Below are 1,853 nucleotides of genomic sequence, written 5' to 3' on the forward strand. Positions count from 1 at the left end.
ATGAAGGCGATGCCGTCACCGAGGGAGGCTACGGCGGCCCGCACGGGCAGGATACACAGGGCCGCGGTGATGAGAGAAAGGTAGCCCGTGCGCTGCGCCCGACGCGCGGCATAGAGCGCGACCGGGATCATCACGGCCTGCGAAATAATCACGGTGGCCGCGGCAAAGACGCCCGGATTAATCCCCGCCTCCGGTGAAGCCGCCACCCGGACGCTCAGCATGGGCAAAAGGGCCGCGTTGCCCAGATGAAACAGCAGAACCGTGACGCCGCCGATGAGCAGTGCGGGCTCGTGAAGGAGCACAGACAGGCGCGGAAGGGCAGCGTGACCGGCGTCCGCGTTCAGCCCGCGGGCAAGCCTGTTATCAATATCTCGATCGCGGATCCCCATGACACAGGCCGTGGCCAGCAGGGCCATCACCGTCATCAGCACAAATACGGCACCGGTTCCCCAGTACCAGACCGAGGCGCCTGCCACCGCGGCCGCCGTCATGTTACCCGCGTGGTTGAACGCTTCGTTTCTGCCCGTCTGATGACCAAACTTTTCAGGCCCCGTCAGGCCCAGCGTCATGGCGGTCATCAGAGGGGCAATGAACGCGGCCGCCAGTCCGGTCATGACCTGAGAGACAACCGTCACGGCAGGACCGGGAAAATACCAGAGCATGATCGTCGCCAGAATAACGGTCAGGGTGCCGGTGACCAGCATCATCCGCTTGTTTCTGACCGCGTCCGCCGCGATACCCGCCGGTAAAGTGACAAGCAGGCTGGCCACGCCTGCTGACGTCATCACCCAGCCGATGGACTCTGGCTTCCAGTGATGTTCAGTCATAAATATCCCCAGAAACGGCCCCAGACCGTCCCTGACGTCTGCCATAAAAAAATTAACCAGGCAAAGAGCCTGAAGCGAGCGCAGTGACATAATTTCCCCGGAAAGATGAGCGAGCAGACTTAAAGATGGCAGATAAAAGGACGTTCAGCAGATGCCGGCGCGGCCCGTCGCATTGCCTGACTGCAGCTTTTTACTCAGCGCTGGACTGCCTTCCAGGGCGGCCCGTGGCCTCAGGTCAGCAGCGTCAGGGTGCCGTTATCTGCGCGTGAAGCAGTCTCTGAAAGTACCGGCCGCTACCAGAAACGCCAGCCGGTCAGATGCAGCGCGCGGGCAATGCCCCCGAGCGCGATGAGGATGAGCAGGCAGGCCAGACCTGCCATAGCGTTAAAACCAAACCGCACAAAGAGAAAATAGCCGGCAACGCATCCCGACAGGAATGAGACGATGGTCACGAGGTGCGTGCTGAGCAGCGCCCGGTGAACGGGCGCGTCGGCGGCTTCGCGCCGGCTGAACGACGCCCTGAGCCAGGAGCCCAGCGCCATACCGGCATCGGTCAGGGTCCCTGTCACGTGCGTTGACCTGACTCGCCCGCCGGACAGCTGGGTGGAGGTGGCGTTATGCAGCCCCATCAGCAGCGCGAGCGTGACCAGCACCTCGCCGTTATTGCGGATGCTGTACCACCGGATTTCAACCAGCGAGGTGGCCAGCAGCAGCATTCCCTCACAAAGCAGCAGCAGGCAGAATACCGTGCGAACGTTACGACGCAGCCCGAAGGCCACGGCGAGGCGCGCCAGCGTGGCGCCCGTCACGAAGGCCAGGATCAACACCGCGAGAAAAAGCAGCCCGTGCAGATCCCAGCTGCCCGCCTCCGCAGACAGATGGGAGGTGTTACCCGTCATAGATCAGAGGAGCGTAGTGTCAGGCACTGTACAACGAGCATGACGAAGATCGCAGCCTCCTCTTGCTAACAACAGAAAGAGATCAGTAGAATCATATACAACGAGACGACAACGAGTTAATACCACC

2 protein-coding genes are annotated in these 1,853 nt (G+C 61.7%); both read right to left on the reverse strand.

The features are described from left to right. On the reverse strand, positions 1 to 917 hold a 917-nt coding region (locus H7A81_RS27090), incomplete at its 3' end, for an MFS transporter (protein WP_182059319.1). Between the two features lie 203 nt (positions 918 to 1,120). Beyond that, complete coding sequence (locus tag H7A81_RS27095; protein WP_182059320.1) at positions 1,121 to 1,726, reverse strand: YoaK family protein; 606 nt, start codon at positions 1,724 to 1,726, stop codon at positions 1,121 to 1,123. Between the last annotated feature and the right edge of the window lie 127 nt (positions 1,727 to 1,853).

Source organism: Pantoea sp. ME81 (genome assembly GCF_903970985.1).
In the GTDB taxonomy this organism is placed as follows: Bacteria; Pseudomonadota; Gammaproteobacteria; order Enterobacterales; family Enterobacteriaceae; genus Pantoea; species Pantoea communis.